At 75.0% G+C, this 20,201-nt stretch carries 20 protein-coding genes and 1 pseudogene; 6 read left to right on the top strand and 15 right to left on the bottom strand.

All coding sequences use genetic code 11. The annotated features are described in order from the left end of the window. Positions 1-99: 99 nt before the first annotated feature. The 4 genes from Q0840_RS17515 to Q0840_RS17500 all read right to left on the bottom strand — a co-directional run bounded on the left by Q0840_RS17515 (position 100) and on the right by Q0840_RS17500 (position 2,806). Positions 100-1,053 (bottom strand): DUF72 domain-containing protein, encoded by a 954-nt coding sequence (locus Q0840_RS17515; RefSeq protein WP_298461991.1) that lies wholly within the window; start codon positions 1,051-1,053, stop codon positions 100-102. Beyond that, positions 1,050-1,433, bottom strand: a complete 384-nt coding sequence (locus Q0840_RS17510) for an ATP-binding protein (protein WP_298461990.1) — start codon at positions 1,431-1,433, stop codon at positions 1,050-1,052. The genes Q0840_RS17515 and Q0840_RS17510 overlap by 4 nt, the downstream gene beginning before the upstream one ends. A gap of 265 nt (positions 1,434-1,698) precedes the next feature. Beyond that, positions 1,699-2,046: a DUF2087 domain-containing protein gene (locus tag Q0840_RS17505; RefSeq protein WP_298461988.1), complete on the bottom strand. Its 348-nt coding sequence runs from the start codon at positions 2,044-2,046 to the stop codon at positions 1,699-1,701. Between the two features lie 109 nt (positions 2,047-2,155). Continuing rightward, the gene (locus tag Q0840_RS17500; RefSeq protein WP_298461987.1) at positions 2,156-2,806 is read right to left on the bottom strand and encodes a GXWXG domain-containing protein; all 651 of its coding nucleotides are present in this window, start codon (positions 2,804-2,806) and stop codon (positions 2,156-2,158) included. 215 nt (positions 2,807-3,021) lie between these two features. Here Q0840_RS17500 and Q0840_RS17495 point away from each other — a divergent pair, with 215 nt between their 5' ends. Next, entirely contained in the window at positions 3,022-3,783 is a 762-nt protein-coding gene (locus Q0840_RS17495) for a DeoR/GlpR family DNA-binding transcription regulator (RefSeq protein ID WP_298461984.1), read from the top strand. A gap of 39 nt (positions 3,784-3,822) precedes the next feature. Here Q0840_RS17495 and recQ read toward each other — a convergent pair whose 3' ends face one another. After that, positions 3,823-5,847 (bottom strand): DNA helicase RecQ, encoded by a 2,025-nt coding sequence (gene recQ, locus Q0840_RS17490; protein ID WP_298461982.1) that lies wholly within the window; start codon positions 5,845-5,847, stop codon positions 3,823-3,825. Between the two features lie 137 nt (positions 5,848-5,984). Between recQ and Q0840_RS17485 the strand changes: the two genes are divergently transcribed. Together Q0840_RS17485 and Q0840_RS17480 are read left to right on the top strand one after the other, a co-directional pair. Further along, a complete protein-coding gene (locus tag Q0840_RS17485) occupies positions 5,985-8,282 on the top strand; it encodes a carbon starvation CstA family protein (protein WP_298461980.1) in 2,298 nt (765 codons plus the stop codon). Continuing rightward, positions 8,282-8,527 carry a YbdD/YjiX family protein gene (locus Q0840_RS17480; RefSeq protein WP_298461977.1) on the top strand — a complete coding sequence of 82 codons (246 nt, stop codon included), beginning with the start codon at positions 8,282-8,284 and terminating at the stop codon, positions 8,525-8,527. The genes Q0840_RS17485 and Q0840_RS17480 overlap by 1 nt, the downstream gene beginning before the upstream one ends. A gap of 30 nt (positions 8,528-8,557) precedes the next feature. Here Q0840_RS17480 and Q0840_RS17475 read toward each other — a convergent pair whose 3' ends face one another. The 6 genes from Q0840_RS17475 to Q0840_RS17450 form a co-directional block, all read right to left on the bottom strand. Next, positions 8,558-9,532 (bottom strand): pentapeptide repeat-containing protein, encoded by a 975-nt coding sequence (locus tag Q0840_RS17475; protein ID WP_298461974.1) that lies wholly within the window; start codon positions 9,530-9,532, stop codon positions 8,558-8,560. Positions 9,533-9,563: 31 nt separating this feature from the next. After that, positions 9,564-10,406 (bottom strand): ABC transporter permease, encoded by an 843-nt coding sequence (locus tag Q0840_RS17470; protein WP_298461971.1) that lies wholly within the window; start codon positions 10,404-10,406, stop codon positions 9,564-9,566. Further along, positions 10,393-11,319, bottom strand: a complete 927-nt coding sequence (locus Q0840_RS17465; RefSeq protein WP_298462009.1) for an ABC transporter ATP-binding protein — start codon at positions 11,317-11,319, stop codon at positions 10,393-10,395. The genes Q0840_RS17470 and Q0840_RS17465 overlap by 14 nt, the downstream gene beginning before the upstream one ends. Before the next feature lie 149 nt (positions 11,320-11,468). Next, a complete protein-coding gene (locus Q0840_RS17460) occupies positions 11,469-12,614 on the bottom strand; it encodes a hypothetical protein (protein WP_298461968.1) in 1,146 nt (381 codons plus the stop codon). Positions 12,615-12,735: 121 nt separating this feature from the next. Continuing rightward, positions 12,736-13,083 (bottom strand): DUF3140 domain-containing protein, encoded by a 348-nt coding sequence (locus tag Q0840_RS17455; protein WP_298461966.1) that lies wholly within the window; start codon positions 13,081-13,083, stop codon positions 12,736-12,738. Next, entirely contained in the window at positions 13,080-13,292 is a 213-nt protein-coding gene (locus tag Q0840_RS17450; protein WP_298461964.1) for a DUF2945 domain-containing protein, read from the bottom strand. The genes Q0840_RS17455 and Q0840_RS17450 overlap by 4 nt, the downstream gene beginning before the upstream one ends. A gap of 203 nt (positions 13,293-13,495) precedes the next feature. Between Q0840_RS17450 and Q0840_RS17445 the strand changes: the two genes are divergently transcribed. Further along, complete coding sequence (locus Q0840_RS17445; RefSeq protein ID WP_298461961.1) at positions 13,496-14,758, top strand: ATP-binding protein; 1,263 nt, start codon at positions 13,496-13,498, stop codon at positions 14,756-14,758. Further along, a complete protein-coding gene (locus Q0840_RS17440) occupies positions 14,755-16,566 on the top strand; it encodes a SpoIIE family protein phosphatase (RefSeq protein ID WP_298461958.1) in 1,812 nt (603 codons plus the stop codon). The genes Q0840_RS17445 and Q0840_RS17440 overlap by 4 nt, the downstream gene beginning before the upstream one ends. A gap of 147 nt (positions 16,567-16,713) precedes the next feature. Here the strand turns inward: Q0840_RS17440 and Q0840_RS17435 are convergent, their stop codons facing one another. The 4 genes and pseudogenes from Q0840_RS17435 to Q0840_RS17420 all read right to left on the bottom strand — a co-directional run. Further along, entirely contained in the window at positions 16,714-17,586 is an 873-nt protein-coding gene (locus Q0840_RS17435) for an SRPBCC family protein (RefSeq protein ID WP_298461954.1), read from the bottom strand. Between the two features lie 111 nt (positions 17,587-17,697). After that, positions 17,698-18,084 (bottom strand): cupin domain-containing protein, encoded by a 387-nt coding sequence (locus Q0840_RS17430; RefSeq protein WP_298461951.1) that lies wholly within the window; start codon positions 18,082-18,084, stop codon positions 17,698-17,700. Between the two features lie 2 nt (positions 18,085-18,086). Then, on the bottom strand, positions 18,087-18,656 hold the full coding sequence (locus Q0840_RS17425; protein WP_298462007.1) for a hypothetical protein: 570 nt from the start codon (positions 18,654-18,656) through the stop codon (positions 18,087-18,089). A gap of 255 nt (positions 18,657-18,911) precedes the next feature. Further along, a pseudogene (locus Q0840_RS17420) lies at positions 18,912-19,019 on the bottom strand (alcohol dehydrogenase catalytic domain-containing protein); the annotation flags it as partial. Positions 19,020-19,347: 328 nt separating this feature from the next. Between Q0840_RS17420 and Q0840_RS17415 the strand changes: the two are divergent. Then, positions 19,348-20,190 (top strand): formate/nitrite transporter family protein, encoded by an 843-nt coding sequence (locus Q0840_RS17415; protein ID WP_298461950.1) that lies wholly within the window; start codon positions 19,348-19,350, stop codon positions 20,188-20,190. Positions 20,191-20,201: the final 11 nt, after the last annotated feature.

Raw genomic sequence — 20,201 nt, 5'->3', positions numbered from 1 at the left:
GGTGCGTCCCGGCGACCGGTTCAGCGCCACCGTGGGCGAGGCGCATGGGCGAGCTGCGTGCATCCGACGGCGACCCCGGACGCCGCCGCCCGAGCGACGTCACGCCGGAGCGGGTCCCGGCTCCCCCGAGTGCGCATCGGGGCGCACCGGTGCGACGCCCAGCCGGTCCGCGAGCGCCATCGCGTCGAACGGCGCGCGGACCTTGACGTCGTTGTCGAAGTACACGTAGACGTCCCGCCCGTCCGGTGCCGGTGGCGGGTCCACCGCCACCGACCCGGGCGGTGCGGCCACGGGACCGCCCACGAAGGGCTCCCCCGCGCGCCAGCCGCGGATGCGCGCCGCCCAGGTGTCCAGTGCGGCGTCGTCGTAGCCGCTGACGTACAGCTCGGTATCACCGTGCAGGCGCACGTAGACGAAGTCGGCGGTGACGTCCTCGAGGAACGGCCACCGGCCGGCGGTGTCGGCCACCACCAGCCCGATGCCGTGCCGCCGCAGCAGGTCGACGAAGGCCGGGGTGACGAAGCTGGCGTGACGCACCTCGAGCGCGTGACGCAGAGGCCGGTCGGCGTCCGTGGTGGTCCAGGCGCGGTCGTCCAGGCGCTCGTCGTGCCGGGTCGCGAGCTCGGCGGCGGCCGCGGTGGTGCGCGGCAGGGCGTCGAAGAACCGGGCCAGCCGGTCGGCGTCGAAGCCGAGCACCGGCGGGAGCTGCCACAGCACGGGTCCCAGCTTGTCGCCCAGTGCGAGGACACCGGACGCGAAGAAGTTCGCCAGCGGCGTGTCGACGTCGGCCAGCTTCTTCATGTGCGTGATGAACCGGCCGCCCTTGACCGAGAACACGAAGCCCGGCGGCGTCTGCGCCGCCCACGCCCGGTAGCTCTCGGGCCGCTGCAGGGCGTAGAAGGACCCGTTGATCTCGATCGACGACATGGCCGTCGCGGCGTGCTCGAGCTCGCGGCGCTGCGGGAGCCCGGGCGGGTAGAAGGAGCCGCGCCAGGGCGCGTACCGCCATCCCGAGATGCCGATCCGGACGGCCCCACCCCGCGTCGTGCTCACTCCGAAGGCAGGTCCAACGTGAACCACACGGTCTTGCCCGACCCCGCGTGCTCTTCCACGCCCCACCCGCTGGACAACGCGTCGACGAGCGCGACCCCCCGGCCGCCGAGCGCGGTCGGCGAGGCCTCGGTCAGGCGGGGCAGGTCCGGGCTCTGGTCGCGCACGGCGACCCGCACCCGCCCACCGTCCCGTGACACGGTGACGACGATGCTGCCGGCGGCGGGCCCGTGGATGACGGCGTTCGCGAGCAGCTCGCCCGTGAGGAGCTCGAGCAGCTCACCGGCCGACCGGTCCAGCTCACCGGCGCCGCGGACGGCGTCCATGACCCAGCGGCGACCGGTCCGAGCGGCGAACCGCTCGGCCTCCAGCACTAGCTCCACCGTGGCTCCGTGATCGTGGGGACAGGACTCGTGCGCAGCCGCGGTCCGCAGCATCTGCGGACCCTGGCGCCCGGGGCGGGTGCCCGCTCGGGCCCCGCGGCGCGCCCGACGATAGCGCGCGCCGCGCCCCGACGCGTGACGCGCGCGTCGCCGCGGACTCGCCCGCGCCCGTCCGGGCAGCGCATCGACGCCGGTGCGCGTGGGCCTGGGCGTGGGCGTGCGCGGGGCATGCGCGGGGGCATGGGCACGCGCGTGCTCGTGCGAGTCAGAACGTGTCGAACTCCGTCACGTGGGTCCGCCAGTACTCCGCGCCGTCGCGGGTCCGGGTGACCAGCCCGGCGTCGACGAGCTCGCGTCGGATGCCGATCGGGTCCGTCGCGAGCCCGGCCAGGCGCGTGGTCAGCTCCCGTTCGGAGAGGGGGTGGTGGACGGCCAGCGTGCGGGTCGCGACGTAGCGCAGCAGCAGGTCGCGGTCGGCCCGCCGACGGGGCAGCACCTGGATCGTGCCGCGGATCAGGAAGCGGGCGACGGCGGACGGCGGCTCGTCCGGCGCCGGGCCGCGCGCGGCCCGACCGGGACCCGTCGGCCCACCGGGCGCGTCGCCAGGGCTCATGCCGCCGGATCGTAGCCACCCTCGCGGCTCCCGTCGCGGGCAGTCGGGGTCGCGGACTTGTGCCGGTCGCGGGCAGTCGGGGTCGCGGGCCCTCCCCGGTCGCTGGCTCTCAGGGTCGCGGGCTGCGCCGCAGCACGAAGAACAGCGGCGGCGCCACGCCGCGGATGTCGGCGGCCCCGAGCACGAGGTCGTCGGCGACGAACCGGAAGGAGTCGACGATCGGCACGTCGTCGTAGATCAGCGCAGCGCTGACCGCGCCGCGCTGGTCGACGGCGCGCAGCCGCCCGGTCGGCCGCGGCCATGCCAGCAGCGGGCACAGCACACGGAACCCGGCCCGCGGCAGCGGCGAGCGGGCGATCCCCGGATGGCGGGCGAGCAGCCTGACCGGCGCCAGCGCCGGGCTGACCGGGACGGGGTGACCGGAGCGGTCGGCGAACAGCAGCGGGCGGACGTCGTCGGCGTCACGGAACTCCTTGCCGTACCACCCGTAGGCCTCCAGGAGCCCGTCCCACGGGTGCCCGGTGTGCCACCCGGAGCCGTGCCACCGGCCGGCCAGCGCGTCCACCGCGACGGCGGGCAGGTGGTCGAAGAAGGCCTGCGCCTGCGCCGACGACGTCCCGTGGCGGTGCTCGACCAGCCAGCGAGCGGCGTCCTCCGGAGGCCTGGCGCGCGCCCGGTCGAATGCCTGGTCGGGTGCCCGGTCGGGTGCCTGGTCGGGCGCCCGGTCGAGAGCGGAGGGGACGAGGTGGGATCCGGCCATCCACCGAGGATCGGCCCACCGGGTCCGGCCGGCAATCGCCGGCCGCACCCGGCCGCACGAACCCGGCCGCACCCGCCCGCACCTGGCCGCACCGGGTGACCCGTGATGCTGTTGTGACGCGGGGCGCCGCCGTCGTCGGGGGCTCTGCGCGATGATGGCCGTGGCGGTGCCCGACGACGACGAGGTCGCCGGGCGCTGCCGGACGGGGGCTGGCAGTGGGCATCAAGCGCCGGCAGGAGATCCTGCGCCGGGTTCAGCAGGCGGGCTACGTCAGCGCCCGCGACCTCGCCGAGGAGTACGGGGTGGACACGTCGACCCTCCGCCGGGACCTGGACGCGCTGGCGCGGCTGGGCCTGGTGATCCGCAACCACGGTGGCGCGTCGCTCCCGGCCGAGCAGTCGCCGGCCGCCGCGGGCGACGGCACCGGCCAGGCCCCGCACCGGCGGGCGATCGGCCGGGCGGTCGCGGCGCTGATCGGTGACGACCGGTCCGTGGGACTGGACGGCGCGCCGATGACCCTGGAGGTCGCTCGCGCCTTGCGGTCGGTGCCCGGCACGACGGTCGTGACCAACAGCCTGCGGGTCGCGACCGAGCTCGCCGCCCAGGGGGACGTGCGGCTCGTCGTGCTCGGCGGCGAGGTGCTCGCCGACCGATCGACCCTGGTCGGCGACCGTGCGACCGACCTCGCGCGCGACCTGCAGCTGGACTACGCCGTCGTGGGCGCCGACGCGGTGGGCCCACGGGGGATCGCAATCGCGGACTCGTTCGAGGCGCCGGTCAAGCGCGCCCTGATCGCGGCCGCCGCCACGGTCGTGGTCGTCGCCGACAGCTCCGCCTTCGGCAGGTCGGCCCTCGTCCGGCTCGCCGGTCTCGACCAGGTGGGGCTCGTGGTGACCGACGACGGCCTGCCCGCGGACGTCGCCGCGACCTGCGGCGTCGAGGTCGTGCGGGTCCCGGTCACCGATGAGTCCGCCTAGCGCGCCCCGGCACCACACACCCAGCCGGCAACCTCGCCGTCAGCCGGCCAGCGCCTCGAGCAGCCCGGGGCCGTAGCGCTCGAGCTTCGTCGCGCCGACCCCGCTGACCGACCCGAGCTCCTCGAGCGATCCCGGCCGGCGGGTCGCGATGTCCCGCAGCGTGGCGTCGTGGAAGACGACGTACGCGGGCACGCCCTGCTCCTTGGCCGTCGCGGCACGCCAGGAGCGCAGCGCGTCGAACAGCGACGACGCGGCGGGGTCCAGGTCGGTCGCCGCGGCCTTGCGGCCGGAGCGCGGCGCCCGCGCGCCGCCCGCTCCCCCGGTGCGCGGCGCTTCCCGGCGCAGGCGGACCGCACGGGTCCCGGCGAGCACCTCGGCGCTCATCGGGCTCAGGCGCAGGGTGCCGTACCCGTCGGCGTCCACCGCCAGCAGGCCCTGGGCGAGCAGCTGGCGCACCACACCGCGCCACTGGGCCTCGGACAGGTCGGCGCCGACGCCGAACACGCTGAGCTCGGTGTGGCGCAGCTGGGTGACCCGTGGCGTGGCCCGGCCCAGCAGGATGTCGACGAGGTGCCCGGCCCCGTAGTGCTGGCCTCGGTCCCGCTCGAGCCGGACCACGGTGGACAGCAGCTTCTGCGCCACCACCAGCCCGTCCCAGGACTCCGGCGGCGTCAGGCAGGTGTCGCAGTTGCCGCAGGGCCCGCTGTCCTGCCCGAAGTACGTCAGGACCTGCTGGCGGCGGCAGCCGACGGTCTCGCAGAGCGCGAGCATCGCGTCCAGGTGCGCACCCAGGCGCCGGCGGTGGGCGGCATCGCCGTCGGACGTGTCGATCATGCGGCGCTGCTGGACGACGTCCTGCAGGCCGTACGCGAGCCACGCGGTCGCGGGCAGCCCGTCTCGGCCGGCGCGGCCGGTCTCCTGGTAGTACCCCTCGACCGACTTGGGCAGGTCCAGGTGCGCGACGAACCGCACGTCGGGCTTGTCGATACCCATGCCGAACGCGATGGTGGCGACCATCACCAGCCCGTCCTCGCGCAGGAACCGGGACTGGTTGGCCGCCCGCACCGAGCGATCGAGGCCCGCGTGGTACGGCAGGGCGGGGATTCCCTTGCCGACGAGGTACTCGGCGGTGGACTCCACCGAGGCACGCGACAGGCAGTAGACGATGCCGCTGTCCCCGGCATGCTCGGTGCGCAGCAGGTCGAGCAGCTGGGCGCGCGGGTTGTCCTTGCCGACGATGCGGTACTGGATGTTCGGCCGGTCGAAGCTGGCCACGAAGTGGCGCGCCGACCGCAGGTCGAGCCGCTCGGCGATCTCCGCGTGCGTCGCGGCCGTCGCGGTCGCGGTGAGCGCGACGCGGGGCACGTCGGGCCAGCGCTCGTGCAGCACCGACAGCTGCAGGTACTCGGGGCGGAAGTCGTGCCCCCACTGCGACACGCAGTGCGCCTCGTCGATCGCGAACAGGGCGATCCGGCCGCGGTCCAGCAGGTCGGTCGTGCTCGGCACCCGCAGTCGCTCCGGCGCGAGGTACAGCAGGTCGAGCTCCCCGGCCGTGAAGGCGTCCTCGACCCGCCGGCGGGCCGAGGCGTCCTGCGTGGAGTTGAGGAACCCCGCCCGCACCCCCAGCGCGGACAGCGCGTCGACCTGGTCCTGCATGAGGGCGATCAGCGGCGAGACGACCACACCGGTCCCGGGGCGCACGAGCGCCGGGACCTGGTAGCACAGCGACTTGCCGCCACCGGTCGGCATGAGCACGAGCGCGTCGCCCCCGGCGACGACGGTGTCGATGATCTCGGCCTGGTCTCCGCGGAAGGCGTCGTAGCCGAACACGGTGCGCAGCACGTCCAGCGGGGTCGCCGTCGAGACGGCGGGGACACCGGACCGTGCGGCCGACGGCGACTGCTGGGCCGGCGCAGTGGCCGCGGCGACGACGGCGGAGGGGGCGACGGCGGAGGGGGCGACGGCGACGGCCGCGTGGTCCTCGTCGTCCGGTGGGAACCGGTCGTACTCCGGGTCGTACGGCGGTTCGTCGTCGTCCAGCGCAGTCCACCCCGGGTTCACCACCGCACCAGGGTACGAGCCGTCCGGACCGACCCGGGAGCCGCCCACAGCGACCTCGGCGCGCGCAGCCGGGTGCACGTCGCTAGCGTGCGCCCCGATGCGTCCGTCCATCGGACGCCGAGCGTGGTCAGGGGGATGACATGGGCGCGTACAGCAGCGGTCCCGCGGGACGGGACCGGGTCGGCTCCGACCCCGGGCGGGGGGCGCTGGGGGTCGAGGACCTGCCCCCGGTCGCCGTCGACGACGACGTCCTGGACGCCGAGTCGCGGCGGTGGACACCGGCCCGCATCGCGGTGTGGGCGGTCGTCGCCCTGCTCGGCGGGACCGCCTGGGTCGTGCTGGCCGTCGTGCGCGGCGAGACCGTGAACGCGATCTGGTTCGTGTTCGCGGCGGTGTGCTCCTACCTCATCGCCTACCGCTTCTACTCGCGCTACATCGAGAAGCACCTGCTGCGGCCAGACGACCGCCGCGCGACCCCCGCGGAGTACAAGGCGGACGGCAAGGACTACGTCCCGACCGACCGCCGGGTGCTGTACGGCCACCACTTCGCGGCGATCGCCGGGGCCGGGCCGCTGGTCGGGCCGGTGCTCGCCGCCCAGATGGGCTACCTGCCCGGCACGCTGTGGATCATCGTCGGCGTCATCTTCGCCGGCGCCGTCCAGGACTACCTCGTGCTGTTCTTCTCGATGCGCCGCGGCGGACGCTCGCTGGGCCAGATGGCCCGCGACGAGCTCGGCGTGATCGGCGGCACCGCCGCGCTGATCGCGACGCTGGTCATCATGATCATCATCGTGGCGATCCTGGCCCTGGTGGTCGTCAACGCCCTCGCCGAGAGCCCGTGGGGCGTGTTCTCGGTGTCGATGACCATCCCGATCGCGATCTTCATGGGCTGCTACCTGCGGTTCTGGCGGCCCGGCAAGGTCACCGAGGTGTCGGTGGTCGGCTTCGCGCTGCTGCTGGCCGCGATCATCGGCGGCGGCGCGATCGCCGACACCACCTGGGGCGCCGACGTGTTCACCCTCGACAAGGTGGCCCTCGCCTGGGGGATCGTCGTCTACGGCTTCATCGCCGCCGTGCTGCCGGTGTGGCTGCTGCTGGCGCCGCGCGACTACCTGTCGACATTCATGAAGATCGGCACGATCGTCATGCTCGCGGTTGCGATCGTCCTGGTGCGGCCGGTCATCTCGGTGCCGGCGGTGAGCGAGTACGCGTCCACCGGCCAGGGCCCGGTCGTGGCCGGTCCCCTGTTCCCGTTCCTCTTCGTCACCATCGCGTGCGGTGCGCTGTCCGGCTTCCACGCGCTGATCGCGTCCGGTACGACCCCCAAGCTGGTCGAGAAGGAGCGCCAGACCCGGTTCATCGGCTACGGCGGCATGCTCATGGAGTCGTTCGTGGCGATCATGGCGCTGGTCGCGGCGTTGTCGATCGACCGCGGCATCTACTTCGCGATGAACTCGTCGGCCGCCGCCACCGGCGGCACGATCGAGGGTGCGGCCGCCTTCGTCAACGGTCTCGGGCTGGCCGGCGTCGACGTCACGCCCGGGCTGCTGGAGCAGACCGCGCGTGACGTCGGCGAGGAGTCGATCGTGTCCCGTACCGGGGGCGCACCGACGCTGTCGGTCGGTCTGGCCACGATCATGGCCCAGCTGGTCGGCGGCCGCGGCCTGATGTCGTTCTGGTACCACTTCGCGATCATGTTCGAGGCGCTGTTCATCCTCACCGCGGTGGACGCCGGCACGCGCGTGGCCCGCTTCATGCTGCAGGACAGCCTCGGCAACGTGCTGCCGCGCTTCCGGGACACCTCCTGGCGGCCGGGTGCGTGGCTGACGACGGCGATCATGGTCGCCGCGTGGGGTGCGGTGCTGCTGATGGGCGTGACCGACCCGCTCGGCGGGATCAACACGCTGTTCCCGCTGTTCGGCATCGCCAACCAGCTGCTCGCGGCGATCGCGCTGGCGGTGTGCCTGGCGATCGTGGCCAAGCGTGGGCTGTTCCGGTACCTGTGGGTGGTCGCCCTGCCGCTCGGCTTCGCCGCGGTGGTCACGATCACGGCGTCCTTCCTCAAGATCTTCTCCGACGTGCCTGCCATCGGGTACTTCGCCCAGAACCGCGCCTTCACCGCGGCCCGGGACGCGGGTGAGACGAGCTTCGGCACCGCGGCGACCCCCGAGGCGATGGACGCCGTCATCCGCAACACGCTCATCCAGGGCGTGCTGTCGGTCGTGTTCGTCACCCTGTCGATCGTGGTCATCGCGGCCGCCGTGGCCGCGACGTGGCGTGCGTACCGGTCCCGCGCCAGCGCGACCAGCGAGGACGACCCGGTGCCGTCCCGGATCTACGCCCCCGCGGGGCTGGTCGCGACCCCGGCGGAGAAGCAGCTCGAGGAACGCTGGTCCGCCGTGCCCCAGGACCGCCGTCCCGTCCGGTCCGGCCACTGATGGCCGCCGTCGCAGGGCCGGGCGGCCACCTCGGCGCCGTGCTCGACGCCGCCCGGCGCGGGGCCCGCGAGACTAGGCGGGTCTGGCGCGGCGTCGTCGGGGAGGACGCCTACGAGCGGTACCGCGACCATGTCCAGGCCCAGCGTGCCCGGGGCGCCGCCGACCATCCGCTCCTGACCGAGCGCGAGTTCTGGCGGGACCGCACCGACCGGCAGGACGTGAACCCGCAGGGGCGATGCTGCTGACGGGCTCGCGGTGCGCGGTCGTCGCCGGCGTCACCGCGGGCGACGGCCCGCACGGGCACCTCGTGCGCCGGTCGTCCGCCCGGCGGGCGGCGCCGGCGGGCGTGACGACGGCGTCGGCAGCGGCACCGGCGCCGGACGCGACGGCGTCGTCCAGTGCGCCGGGCGGTCGAGGTCCGGCCCCAGCCGGGTCGCGGCGTCGCCGCGGGCGGACTCCAGCTGCATCCCGGTGAGGTACAGGGTGTCGGTCAGGTCGGCGCCGCGCAGGTCGGCCCCGCGCAGGTCCGCGCCGATGACGTCGGCCAGGCGCAGGTCGGCATCGCGCAGGTCCGCGCCGAGCAGCACGGCCCCGCGCAGGTCAGCACCGCGCAGGTCAGCACCGCGCAGGCGGGCACCGACCAGGTCCGCCCCACGCAGCTCCCTGCCGGGCCCGGGGGTGCCGGCCGCGACCAGCTCGCCGACCCTGCGCAGCAGCGGGGCGACCCGCGCACGCACGCCGTCGACGTCGACCTCGGCCAGCCCCGCGGCCGGGAGCCGGGTGAGCGCCTCCACCTGGTCGTAGGCGGTCACCAGGTCGTGCCGCAGGCCGGCGGCGGCGGGGCGGGCGACGGCGGCGTCGAGGTACCAGAGCAGCTCGTGCAGGGCACGGACGACCGGGAAGGCGGTCATCATCGCGCCGGCCGCAGCCGGCGACGCGCGCCAGTCCTGGCCGCCGAGGGCGCCGGCGGCCACGACGGGCCCGGCGCCGAAGCAGTCGAAGACGACGCAGCCGGGGAACCCGCTCGGCCGCAGCCGGTCGTGGATGGTGCACGCCGAGTCGGCGCCCAGGTTCGGGCAGGGGCGCCCCGCGGGCTTGTCGAGCGCGAAGTCGGCCGACCGGGCGAAGGCGGGCACCACGCAGCACAGCCCGACGCAGCGCGCGCAGTCGGCACGCAGCGTGGTCAGGTGCCGCCGGCCGGGACCGGGCGGCGTGGCGGGCACCTGGCTCATGTCGGGTGCCTGGCTCATGTCGGTCCCTCCTGGCGGGGTGCTGCAGCCGTCAGGAGCTGATGTCCCGCGTGGTCAGCCGCGCCCACGCCGCGGTGGTGAACACCGCGACGTAGGCGAGCGCCGACAGGATGCCAGGTCGCAACCCCTCGGTGGCGATGGGGTCGCGGAGCAGGTCCCCGAACGCGAGCCAGTAGTGCGTGGGCAGGTACTCGTGGATCGCGGACAGCTGCGGGATGGCGTCCATGATCTGGCTCGCGAGGGTCAGCACGAGCACGGTGATGGTCGCCCCGATGGGCTGCTCGGTGAGCGTGGAGACGAACAGTCCGATGGCGCCGAGCGCGACCAGGCACAGGCTGATGTACCCGCAGATCAACGCGAGCCGGCCGAGCCCCTCGGCGAAGCTCAGTGTCGTGCCCGAGAGGGTGGGCAGCGGGCCGCCTCCGAACAGCGCCAGACCCAGCAGCACGCCCACGCCCGCGACCAGCACGGTCGCCGAGATCGTGAACACCACCATGGCCGCGAACTTCACCGCGAGCAGCCGGGTGCGGTCCACGGGCGTGACGATGAGGTAGCGCAGCGTGCCGAGGTTCGCCTCGCCGGCGACGGCGTCCCCGGCGATCGTGGCCACCGCGACCGGCAGGAACAGCGGCAGCTCCAGCGTGAGGGCGGCGAGGGCGACGAACAGGCCGTTGCTGGTGATGAGGTCCAGGAACCCCGGTCCGCCCTGCGCGCCCGAGGAGGAGAGCCGGACGGCGACCGCGAGGATCACCGGGACGCTCGCCAGCACGAGCGCGCCGACCCAATTGCGCCGGCGGCCGTACACCAGCCACAGCTCCGAGCGCAGGAACCGTGTCGACACCCCGGCCCGGACGGTGGCCTCAGGCGCTGACATCGAAGCCCTGCCCGGTCAGCTCCACGAACATCTCCTCCAGATCGGCGGTCAGCACGCGGAACCCGCGGACCGGCACCCCGGCGTGCACCAGGGCGGCCACCACGGCCTCGGGCTCCACGTCGCCGAGCGACGCCGTCACGGCGTCGCCGTCGTGGCGGATCCCGGCCAGCCCCAGCCGGGTCAGGACGGCCGCGGCGTCGTCGGGCCGCGGCGAGACCACGGCGGCGCGGGCCGCCGACCGGGCGCCGAGCTCGTCCAGCGGCCCCTGCGCGACGAGCCGCCCGCGGTGCATGACCCCGACGTGCGAGCACACCTGCTGCACCTCGGACAGCAGGTGCGTGGACAGCACCACGGTGGTGCCGGCCGCTGCGAGCTCGAGCAGCAGCGAGCGGACCTCACGGGTGCCCTGGGGGTCCAGGCCGTTGGTCGGCTCGTCGAGGACGAGCAGGTCGCGGGGCCGCAGCAGGGTGGCGGCCAGACCGAGCCGCTGGCGCATGCCGAGCGAGTAGTGCCGGTACCGCTTGCCCGCGGCGCTGGCCAGACCCACCCGGTCCAGGGCACGGTCGATCCGGTCGCGGGCGGTCGCGGGGTCCACCGTGCGGTCGGCGGCGTCGGTCCGCCGCAGGTTGTCCACCCCGGACAGGTACGGGTGGAAGGCCGGGCCCTCGACGAGTGCACCGACGCGGGGCAGGACCTGCGCCGCGCGGTCCGGCATGGGCTCCCCCAGCAGCCGGTGGCTGCCGGCGGTGGGTCGCAGCAGCCCGAGCAGCATCCGGATGCTCGTCGTCTTGCCCGAGCCGTTGGGTCCCAGGAAGCCGTAGACGGACCCGACCGGCACCGCGAGGTCGACGCCGTCGACGGCGACCTGCCCGGAGCGGAAGCGCTTGGTCAGGCCGGTCGAGGAGATCGCCAGACCGGCGCCCGCGTCGTCCCGGGGCGCGGGTCCGGGCGCGAGCGCAGACCCGTCGGGGTCGCCGGCGTCATCACGGCCGGGGGGCGGGGTGACGGCCGCCGGGCCGGTCACGGGGGTGCTGCTCGTCCCGGGGCCGTGCGGTCCGGGCCTCAGCCCAGGTCCGCGGCGGGGTCCGCCGCCGCGGCCGTCAGCGTGTCACCGTCGACGGCGCCCACCAGGACGCGGCCGTCGTCGGTCACGAGCGCCGAGAACAGGCGCGAGGTGAGCAGGCGGCCGCTGCCCCAGTCGCCGCTCACCCGCGGCAGGGCGCCCAGGAAGGCGGCGGCGTCGCCCTCGGCGGCAGCCAGCGCCCCGGCCGGCACGCGGCCGACCAGGACGGTCGACCAGCCGGTGCCCACGCGCGCGGCGTAGCTCCACACGTCGCCCGGGACGTCGGCGTTCCCGGCCAGGCCGGACGGCAGGTCGCCGGGGAGCATGCCGTGGCCGTCGGAGGTCCGCTCCTCGACGGTCGCGCCGGGGGGCGGGGTGAAGCTGAACAGGTCGGCGTCGGGCGTCTCGAAGCTCAGGCTGGTGAAGCCGACGTCGAGCGCCGGGGTCGACGAGCCGGCCGGGAAGACCTGCACGCGGGTGGGGACGAGCTCGCCCGCGTCGACGGCGACCCGGACGCTGCCGACCAGCGATCCGGGCTCCGCGGGCTCGAGGACCAGGACGTACGCCGGGCGTCCGGCGACCGTGACGTTCGGTCCGCTGGTCACGGTGGTCGTCGGGTCGAGCGCCTGCAGGACGGCGTCCGTCACGGCCTCCGGCGTCGCGGTGGGCATCGCGGCACGGGCCTCGGCAGCCGCGGCAGCCGCGGCAGGGTCGTGCGCGGGAAGGTCCGCGTGGGTCGCGGTCTGCTCGTCGCTGGACCACGTCCACAGGTCCTCGCCGTCGGTCACGACGGTGAGCTCGCCCATCTCCCCGTGCAGGGACACCCGGGCGGAGTTCCCGGCGGCCCACACCCGCAGGTCGTGCGAGCCGTCCAGCAGCGAGGCGGCGTCGGTGCTGTGCTCACCGCCGCCCATCCCGGACGGCAGCGACGGCAGCCCGAGGTCGGCGTGGTGCGCGACCGTGCCGGAGAAGGCGTCGACGTCCGCGGTCTGCAGGTCGGTGAGCAGCTGCTCGGGGGTGCGCTCGGGCAGCTCGACCTCGGCGGACGCGCTCAGCGCGGGCCCGAGGACGGCACCGGAGAGGACGAGGGCGGTCACCCCTGCGGGCACCGCCCAGCGCAGAGCGGGACGCGATGTCGTGGACATGACTCCATCCTCACCCCGCCCGGCGCGTGCGTCGAGGGCTCGCGGTGCCCGGTGCGTCACCTCGGAGCGAACGGGGCTGGTCGCCGTCCGTGTCCGCCTGACCCGCTCCCGTGCCCGGCCGTCAGTCGTCCGCGAGGGGGTCGTGGCCCCAGTTCATCAGCGAGTACCGCCACCGGGTCTCGGTGACGTCCCCGTCGGGGCGCTGCGCGAGGTGACGGTGCACGTACCCGACGACGGTCCGCATGTGATCGGCGTCGTCGGCGGTGAGGTCGGTCTTGTTGGTGCGCAGCAGGTCCACGATGCGGCGACCGGACGCGTGCCCGGTGGACTCCCCGTCGCCGGACGTGTCGCCGACGGACCGCGACTCGTCGGTGGCCAGCCACCGCTCGAGCGCGGCGGGGGTCATGGTGACCGCGGCCGACCAGTCGTCCCACACGCCGGCGACGGCCGGGTCGGTGCCGCTGCTCACTGCTCGTCCAGCGCGGTCGGCTTGTGCACGGCCTCACCGCCGCTCTTGTCGCTCTTGACCAGGTACTGCGGCTCGTCCGGCGAGGCCCGCACGGTGCGGCCGGCGGCCTCGGTGTCCGCGGTGATCTTCTTCTCGACCGTGCCCTCGGCGGTGCCGCCGTGGCTCTTCCAGGTGACGTGGTCGCCGGTGCTCAGGTCGTCGTCGGCCATGGTGATCTCCTCCGCGGGCGGGGTCAGGGGGTCGGGACGGGTCCCCGCCATGATGCGCCGAACCCGTCCGGTCGGCACGGCCAGCGGCGGCGGGACGGGCGCGCTGGTGCAGCAGGGTGACCCGACGGGTCCGGGCCGGCGTCCTCGGTTACGTTGGCCCGTGTGGGACGGGCGGCGACGACGAGGGCGGGGGCAGTGCACCGATGAGCGACCCCGGTCCGGCCCGCGCGTCCTGCTGCGCGCAGCGCTCACGCGGCCACCTCGCCGTGGTGCTGCCGGCCGACCCGGCGAGCCCGGCGCAGGCGCGCCAGGTGCTGCGCCGGGTGCTCACCGAGGCGGACCGGCTGGACTGCCTGGACGCCGCCGAGCTCGCCTGCACCGAGCTCGTGACGAACGCCGTCCTGCACGCGCACACCGCCATCGAGGTGACGGTCGACGTGGTCGACTCCGTGCGGGTGGCCGTCCACGACGGCAACGCCTCCCTGCCGCGGCACCCCCACTACGACGCGCAGGCGACCACCGGTCGAGGCCTCGCGCTGGTCGCCGCGGTCACCGACGCCTACGGGGTCACGGACGTGGGACCGACCGGCAAGACCGTGTGGTTCACCGTCGGCGGTGGGCAGCGGGACGACACCGAGCAGGAGCTGCTGCGCGCCTGGGGAGCCGCCGACTGGGACCTGCCCGGCGCTCGCCAGGCCGTCGCGTCCGACAGCACCGCGCCCGAGACCACCGCGTCCGACAGCACCGCGCCTGAGAGCACCGCGCCCGCCGTCACCGCGCCCGAGACCACCGCGCCCGCCCCCACCGCGCGCGACGACGCCGGGCCTGCCATCACCGCGCCCGACGACGCGCGCGCGGCGGGTCCGTCGGAGCCGCCCGGCGGGCTCGACGACGCACCGGGCCGCGACGCCACGCCCGACGGGCTCGACCAGCCCGTGCTGCTGAGCGGCCTGCCGGCGTCGCTGTGGCTCGCAGCCGCCGAGCACCACGACGCCCTGCTGCGTGAGCTGGTCCTGCACGTCACGCGCCACCCGGACGACCGGCTCGACCTCGTCGGTGCGGACCGCGCCCGCTCGGTCCTGTCCGCGGCCGTCGCCACAGCGATCGCCACCACGGTCGCCACGACGGTCGCCCGCCCGGCGGACGGCGCCGAGCCAGCCGTCGCCGACGACCCCGCGGACCGCGCGGACCCCGCGTCCACGGTGGACCTGACGCTGGTCGTGCGCGCCGGGGCGGCCGGCGACTTCATGGCGCTGCAGCAGGCGCTTGACGCCGCCGAGGCGCTGGCCGGCGCCGGTGAGCTGCTGGCCCGTCCGGGGCGCCCCCGGGTCGTCGCGGTCCGGGACTGGGCGTGCGGGCAGGTCGCGGCGCAGCTCGCGGGCGGCGCACCGGTGGCATGGCCCGCGCTGGGCCCCGGGCAAACGCACGACGCGACCGGGTCCACCGCGCCGGGCACCGCGCGATGACCCCCACCACGGGCAGGCTGCCGACCGTCGACTACCTCGGGCTGTTCCGGCTGCTGCCGACCGGGTACCTGGTGATGACCCCGGACTTCGTCGTGGTCGACGCCAACGACGCCTACCTGGCCAGCGTCGGCCGGACGCGGGAGGAGATCGTCGGGCAGCCGGTGTTCGAGGCCTTCCCGCCGTCCGACGACGCCCTGGACCACACCGGGGTGTCGCGGGTGCAGCGGTCCTTCGAGCGGGCCCGGGACACGGGCCGGCTCGACGCGATGCCAGTCCAGCGGTACGACATCCCGGACCTCGTGCACGGCGGCACGGTGGAGCGGTTCTGGTCGCTGATCAGCGTGCCGGTGCCGGACCGCGAGGGCCGCACCGTGCTCGTCGTGCAGCGGGCGGAGGACGTGACCGACTTCGTCCGCGAGCGCCAGCGGACCGAGGCCGACCGGGAACGCGGACGCGAGTGGCGGCGGCGGATCGACGAGGTCGAGGCCGACCTGTTCGCGCGCGCCGAGGAGGTCCAGGCCGCGCTGCGCGACCGCGACGTGGCGGCCCGCCAGCTGGCCAGCCTCGCGCACGTCGCGCTGCTCCTGACGTCCGCGGAGACGCTGGCCGAGGTCGAGCAGATCGTCGTCGGGCAGGGGATGAAGGTGCTCGGCGCGGACGGCGGCGCCGTCGTGACCCCGCACCCCGACGGCGGCTGGCAGGTCTCCATGAGCGCCGCCCTGCCCGAAGCCGCGATGGACGCCTACCAGCGGCTGCCCTACGACAGCCCGCTGCCGGCCTGCTGGGTGGCCCGTACGGGTCAGCGGCTCATCCTGCCCACCCGGGACTCGGGCCTGCGGTTCCACCCGGTGATGGCAGAGACCTACGAGAACACCCGCCGGCTCGGCTGGGCGCTGCTGCCGTTGCGTGTGGGTGACAAGCTGATCGGCTCGCTCGCGGTCGCCTGGGCCGAGGAGCACGCGCCGGCCGCCGACGAGCTCGAGCTGCTCGACGGCTTCGCCGCGCAGCTCGCGCTCGCGCTCGAGCGGATCTGGGCGACCGAGGCGCAGCGCGCCGCCGCCGCCGAGGCCCAGCAGCTGTCCGAGACCCTGCAGCGCAGCCTGCTCACCCAGCCCACGCGCTCGGACACCCTGGAGATCGCCGTGCGGTACCAGCCCGCCGCCGCGAAGGCGCACATCGGCGGCGACTGGTACGACGCGTTCGCGACCTCTTCCGGCGGGACCGTCCTGGTCGTCGGCGACGTCAACGGACACGACCGCACCGCGGCGGCCCTCATGGGTCAGCTGCGCAACCTCGTGCGCGGGATGGCCTACGACAGCGACGACAGCCCCGCCGAGCTGCTCAGCCGGCTCGACGGCGCGATGCGCGGGCTCGGCCTGGACACGCTCGCGACCGCGGTGCTGGCCCGGGTCGAGCAGGTCCCGGGTGCCGACGTGCCGGTGCACCGCCTGCGCTGGTCCAACGCCGGCCATCTGCCGCCGGTGCTGCGCACCGCGGACGGCGAGGTCCGTGTCCTCGAGCCCGCCGGCGACGCGGACCTGCTGCTCGGCTGGGACCCGGGATGCCTGCGGACCGAGACGGTGACCGACCTGCCGCCGGGCAGCACGCTCGTGCTGTACACCGACGGCCTGGTGGAGCGGCGCGACGCCGGGCTCGACGAGGGCATCGCCCGGCTGGTCCGGACGGTGCAGGCCGCGGGCGACGCGCCGGCGGAGGACGTCGCCGAGCGCATCCTGCGCGACCTGGGACCGGACAGCCACGACGACGACGTCGCGCTGCTCGTGCTGCGCGGGACCGGCCCGGCGTAGCGGTCCGCGTGCCGGTGCCGGCGCGCCCGGCGGCCCTCCCGGGCGTGCCGGAGGGGAGCGGCCGTGGCCACTCCCCTCCGGTGACTGCCCAGGTCACTGCCGAGCTCCCCGACCGACCGGCGAGCCGGTCAGCGGGGTCGCGCGCCCTCAGGCGCGGCGGTCGCGGTCGTCGTCGCCGCCCAGACCGAGCACCGGGTCCGGGCCAGCCGGGTCCTCGACCACCGGGTTCGCCGGCGAGCCGCCGGTGCCCGGCTGCTCCTCGCGGTCGTCCTCGAGCCGGACCGGCTCGACCGGGTCGGGCACCGCGCCGGTGACCGGCGGGGTGCTGGCGGCCGGCGTGCTGGTCGCCGGGGTGCTGGCGACCGGCTGGGCGACCGGCGCCGGGGTGGTGTCCACGGTCTGGACCTCGGTGTCGTTCTCCGCGTGCTTCTTGCCGGCCAGCGCGGCGGCGGTCGCCGCGGCCGCGACGCCGACCCCGACAGCCGCAGCGGTACCGGAGATGCCGGCCTTGCCCGAGCTGCCGCGCGAGGCCGAGGCGTGCTCGACCCCGGCGTCGACGCCGGCACCGGCGTTGAGGGTGCCGCGCCAGGCACCGCTGGCGTAGCCCTCGTCCTCGATGAACGCCTTGAAGCGCTCCAGGTCACCTTCGGCCTGGTTCTCCACGATGTTGAGCTTGTCGCCGACCTTCTCGACGAGGCCCTCGGGCTCGTACTCGAGGTGCAGGTGCACGCGGCACTGGCCGCCGCCGAGGTCCTCGAAGGTCACGGCGCCCGCGTTGGTGGCCCCCTCGGTCGCTGCCCAGGCCACCTTGTGGTCGGGCACCTGCTCGAGGATCTTGGCCTCCCACTGGCGCTTGACGCCGGCGATCTCGGCGACCCAGTGCAGACGGTCGTCGGTCTCCTGGGTGACCTTCGTGACCCCACCCATGAAGTGGGGGAACTCCTCGAACTGGGTCCACTGGTTGTACGCGACGCTGACCGGAACGTTCACCAGGATCGTCTTCTCGACTGTCGTCGTCATGACCTCTCCCTACGTTGACTCGGGCGACGGGCGGGTGTGCGTGTCCCGTCGCGGGTGGCACCGGTCCAGCATGGCCGACGGGCACCGCACCCGCCCGGCGAGAGCGACCCGTCAGCCCGGTGGCCCGCGACGTTCCTCCAGCTCGCGCACCACCGCGGTGAGGTCACCGCCGGCGTCGCCGGTGTTGACGGTGCCCCGGGGCTCGACGAGGACGGCGGCGACCTCCTCGTCGGCGCGGGGGCAGTGCTCCACACCCGCCGGCACTACGTAGACGTCACCGGGGCCGAGCGTGACGTCGCCGTCGCGCAGCTGGATGACGAGGTGGCCGGCGTGCACCAGGAACAGCTCGTCGGTGTCCGGGTGGGTGTGCCACACGAACTCGCCGCGGAGCTTGACCACCTTGACGTCGTAGTCGTTGACGCTGGTCAGCCGGTAGGGCTGCCAGTACCCGGTCACGGCGTCCAGCGCGGCCGGGATGCTGCGCGCCTCGCCGGTCACGGTCAGCCCCGCGACCGGCGGACGGCGCCGCGGACCGCCAGGGCGGCGACCGACCCCGCCACCACCCACGGGCCGGCCACGAGCACCGGGTCCAGGGCGTGGTGGCGCACGTCGACGCGCCCGGCGCGCGACCGCACGGGGTGATGGCTCGCCTCGCTCGGGACGCCGGTCTCGGTGACCGGGGCGGCCGGGCGACGGGTGGCGAACGAGGTGAGGTGGCTCTCCGCGGCGTCGGCCCGGTCGGTCGCGACGAGCAGCAGCCAGTGGGCCGCGCGGGCCTCGCTGAACCGGCGGTAGGCGTAGCGGCGGATCGCCCCGGAGGCGCCGTGCAGCGGCGCCGAGGTGCCGAACACCGGGGTGAGCCGGCCGTGCTCGATCGACCGCTCGCGCGGGACGAGCTCGGGCTGGCGCTCCGGGAAGGTCCAGTGCGCGCCGCTGGCCGAGGGGTCGAGGACCTCGCGCGGGACGGCGGGCCGGACCGCGGGGTCCAGGTCCGCTCCCCACCCCGGGATGCGGCCACGCAGCTGCGCGGCCGTCTCGGGCAGGGCCGGCTTGTCGGCGGTGTCGGCCATGGTCGTCTCCTCCTCAGCCCGCGTCCGGGACGATGATCGGCTTGATGCACCCGTCGAGCTTCGACGAGAAGGGGTGGTAGCCCTCGGCGATGTGCTCGAGCGGGATCCGGTGGGTGACGATGTCGCTCGGCGTGAGGTAGCCGTTGCGGAAGTGCTCGAACAGCCGCGGCCACTGACGCTTCCCGGGGCCTGGTTCATCATGTTGAACGGCACCATCACCCGGTCCCCGACCTTGGGGTTCTGGACCGACGAGCCGACCTCGTGCACGACGCCGATGAACTCGTGGCCGAACGTGTGGCCGACCCGGGTGTCGGGCAGCAGCCCGTGGTACAGGTGCAGGTCGGAGCCGCAGATCGCCGCCATCGTGACCCGCACGATCGCGTCGTTCGGGTGCTCGATCCGTGGGACGTCCCCCTCCTCGACCCGGATCTTGCCGGGGCCGCGGTAGACCATCGCGTGCATGGGAGCCGCCTTGCCTGTCGTGGGCGTGCGTGTCGTGGGCGTGCGTGTCGTGAGTCGGTGGCGCTCGTCGACGAGCGTCAGCGTCACACGGTCCGCGCCCCCGCGCCCAGCGACGCACCTGCCCGGCCCGCACACCGCCCACCGGGCTGCCGCGCGCCGGCCGCCCCGGCGTGGTGGGGTGTCCGCAGCGGCAGCGACAGCCGCCCCGGCAAGGCTGGAGGGGGACGGCGTGAGCACACAGGACCGGAGCGAGGACCGGCCCTCGAGCCGCGAGGACGACGCGGAGAGCACCGAAGAGAAGGACACCGCCCTGGACCGGGTGATCCTCGAGGGCATCCCGCGGCTGCACCGCAGCACCCCGGACCTGCTTGCGACCGGCGCCGTGGCGGGCGTCGAGGTGGGGTTCGGAGTGCTCGCGCTGCTCACGGTGGAGCACCTGACGGGCAGCCGCCTGCTGGCCGCGCTGGCCTTCTCGATCGGCCTGATCGCGTTGCGCCTGGGCCACAGCGAGCTGTTCACCGAGGGTTTCCACATCCCCGTCATGGTCGTCGCCGCGAAGGAGGCCACGGTCGGCCAGCTGCTGCGGCTGTGGGGCGGGACGCTCGTGGGCAACCTGGTCGGTGGCTGGCTGCTGGCCTGGCTGATCGCCGTCGGGCTGCCCGACCTGCACGAGGCGGCCGGGACCTCCGCGCGCGAGTACACGGCCGCGCTCGACGGTCGCGCGTTCGTCCTGGCCATCCTGGCCGGCGGCGCCATCACCCTGCTGACCCGCATGCAGCAGGGCACCGAGAACGACGTCGCCAAGATCGTCGCCGCCGTGGCCATCGCCTTCGTGATCGTCGGCACCGGGCTGCTGCACTCGGTGCTGGACACCCTGATCATCTTCGTCGCGATCCACGCCGGCGAGCCCGGGATCTCCTACGGGACCTGGCTGCCGTGGTTCGGGCTGGTGGTCGCGGGGAACCTGGTCGGCGGCCTCGTGCTCACCACGTTGCTGCGCGTGGTGCGCAGCCGGGAGCGGCTGCAGCAGTGGCGTGCCGCCGGACCGGACCCCGCCGAGAGCGACCGCTGAGCCACCACCGC

Origin of the sequence: uncultured Cellulomonas sp., from assembly GCF_947494015.1 — a bacterium.
In the GTDB taxonomy this organism is placed as follows: domain Bacteria; phylum Actinomycetota; class Actinomycetes; order Actinomycetales; family Cellulomonadaceae; genus Pengzhenrongella.
The sequence above is the reverse complement of the archived record's forward strand: the minus strand, read 5'-3'. Positions and strand labels throughout refer to the sequence as shown.